The sequence below is a fragment of the Priestia sp. JV24 genome, assembly GCF_025910025.1.
Taxonomy (GTDB): Bacteria; Bacillota; Bacilli; order Bacillales; family Bacillaceae_H; genus Priestia; species Priestia megaterium.
Genome location: NZ_JAPCIN010000066.1, coordinates 1 through 2,235 on the forward strand (window position 1 = coordinate 1; position 2,235 = coordinate 2,235).

A 2,235-nucleotide genomic window follows, 5' to 3' on the forward strand; every position below is an offset into this window, starting at 1 on the left:
AGGGTGTTTCGGTGCGTGACGTTAATCTGAAATTTGAATAGAAATATTGATTGGGATGATTTAGTAATAAACTGCAATTCTGATAGAGGGAATGAAAGCCGTCATGTTGAGCTGAAACCTCTACACTGATACTCCCATGTGCAGAAAGAAAGGCTAATTTCGGACTGTTTAGTAGCTGGGTAAAGTCGATGAAATCTAATGGAATTCAACATTAGGTTAGAGTAATCGGGTGGTGATAGTACATGGTGAGAATGTTCTTTTAGAACCGACGAACTTCCGAATGTACAGGTCCTTAACCTAGGGATTTCCTGAGATGGATTTCTTGCCTCACACTGAGGTAGTTGGTGGAGTGAAGTAAAAATCGAAGCTATGAAACACTCTGTGTTTAACAATGAAAACAATGTGCCAACGGGCTTATAGGAAGCACCTAACTACTATCCATACTAGGAACTGTGGAACGTCAGAAACTAGAAACTGAGTTCTTCTTCGGAAGAAAAACGATTAGCCTCGAACAGGTGTATTGAAAACCTTACGGTATAAGATACTTTATTCTAGTGAAAGTGGTGCCATAGTACCGATGAAACTGCTAATCACAGTTGAGGGAGGGGCACTAGTCAATCCTATTTTATTAGTAATTCATACAATAGTTGAACTTCTATCTTCGAGTATGACAGGGAAAGCATCTCCTAGGAGGTGTCCCAATAGAAGGCTTATGAACAAATACAGGTATTCAGATTACTACGATATGACGCCCATATTTGATGAACTCTATCAGAAATCGAGTGAAAACAAGAAATTCAAAAAACTGATGGATGTAATCCAATCGGATAACAACATTAAGCTCGCTTTCAGAATGATAAAATCAAATACTGGTTCAAAAACAGCTGGAACTGATGGACTAACCATCCAAAATATTAAAGAAAATAATATTGATGAATACGTCCAGCAAGTACGTAATAAGCTTAACAACTTCAGTCCAGATGAAGTCAGAAGGGTTCATATCCCTAAGGAAAATAGCAAAGAAAAAAGACCGTTAGGTATTCCCACGATGATAGACAGACTGATTCAACAATCGATTAAACAAGTTCTAGAGCCTATATGTGAAGCGAAATTCCATCCACATAGTTATGGGTTCAGACCTAACAGAAGTACAAATCATGCTCTGGTAAGAATGAGTTCATTGGTTAATGTAGGTCATTTTTATCATGTTGTGGACATCGATATTAAGGGGTTCTTTGATAACGTAAGCCATAACAAATTGATTAAACAAATGTACTCGCTAGGTATCCATGATAGAAAACTTCTATCGGTTATTAAATCAATGCTGAAAGCCCCAATCGCTGGAGAAGGTATTCCAACCAAGGGAACACCGCAAGGTGGAATCCTTAGTCCCCTTCTCTCTAACATAGTTCTTAACGAACTAGATTGGTGGATTAGCTCACAGTGGGAAACGTTCAAAACCAAATCTAACTATTCAAATGACTCAAACAGATATAGAGCTATCAACAAAACAAAATTGAAAAAGATTTTCATCATTAGATATGCAGACGACTTTAAGATTATGTGCAAAACTCATAAACAGGCTCAGAACATATATCATGCAGTCAAAGATTGGTTGAAACAAAGACTTGGTTTAGATATAAGCCCTGACAAATCCAAAGTCATTAACTTAAAAAGAAATCCTTCGGATTTTCTCGGATTTGAAATTAGAGCAGTTAAAAAGAGTGGAAAATATGTTGCGTACTCTCATGTTAAGTCGAAAGCTAAGGTTAGAATCAGGAAACAATTAACGGAACAAGTTAAGAAAATCCAGAAGAAACCTTCGCCTGAAAACATTAAGCGATTAAACGCAATCATATTAGGACTCCATGTTTACTATAAGTCCGCAACTCACGTCTGGAAAGACTTTGGAGAAATTGCTTACCCTGTATATAGGATGATGTTCAACCGTCTGAAAAAGTTATCTAAATATGAAAAGGTTAAGAAAAAGAACACTATTTTTGAAAAATTCTATGGAAAATGCGAGGCAAAAACATGGACGATTAGTGGAATTTCCATATTCCCTATTCACTATGTGCATTCGCAGAACATCATGTGCTTTTCGCAAGACACATGTGATTATACAAACAAAGGTAGAAAGAAATCTACCAAGGCACTGAAAAATCAAACCGATATTAAAGTCATAGAACTTGCGAAAAACTACGTCAAAGAACGAAGCATACAATACAACGATAA

Annotated in this window: 1 protein-coding gene; it reads left to right on the forward strand. The window is 36.7% G+C overall.

Going from position 1 to position 2,235, the window contains the following annotated elements; all coding sequences use genetic code 11:
- Nucleotides 1-577 precede the first annotated feature (577 nt).
- Nucleotides 578-2,235: group II intron reverse transcriptase/maturase (gene ltrA / locus OK414_RS29625; RefSeq protein ID WP_263046349.1), on the forward strand; the 1,658-nt coding region annotated here is incomplete at its 3' end.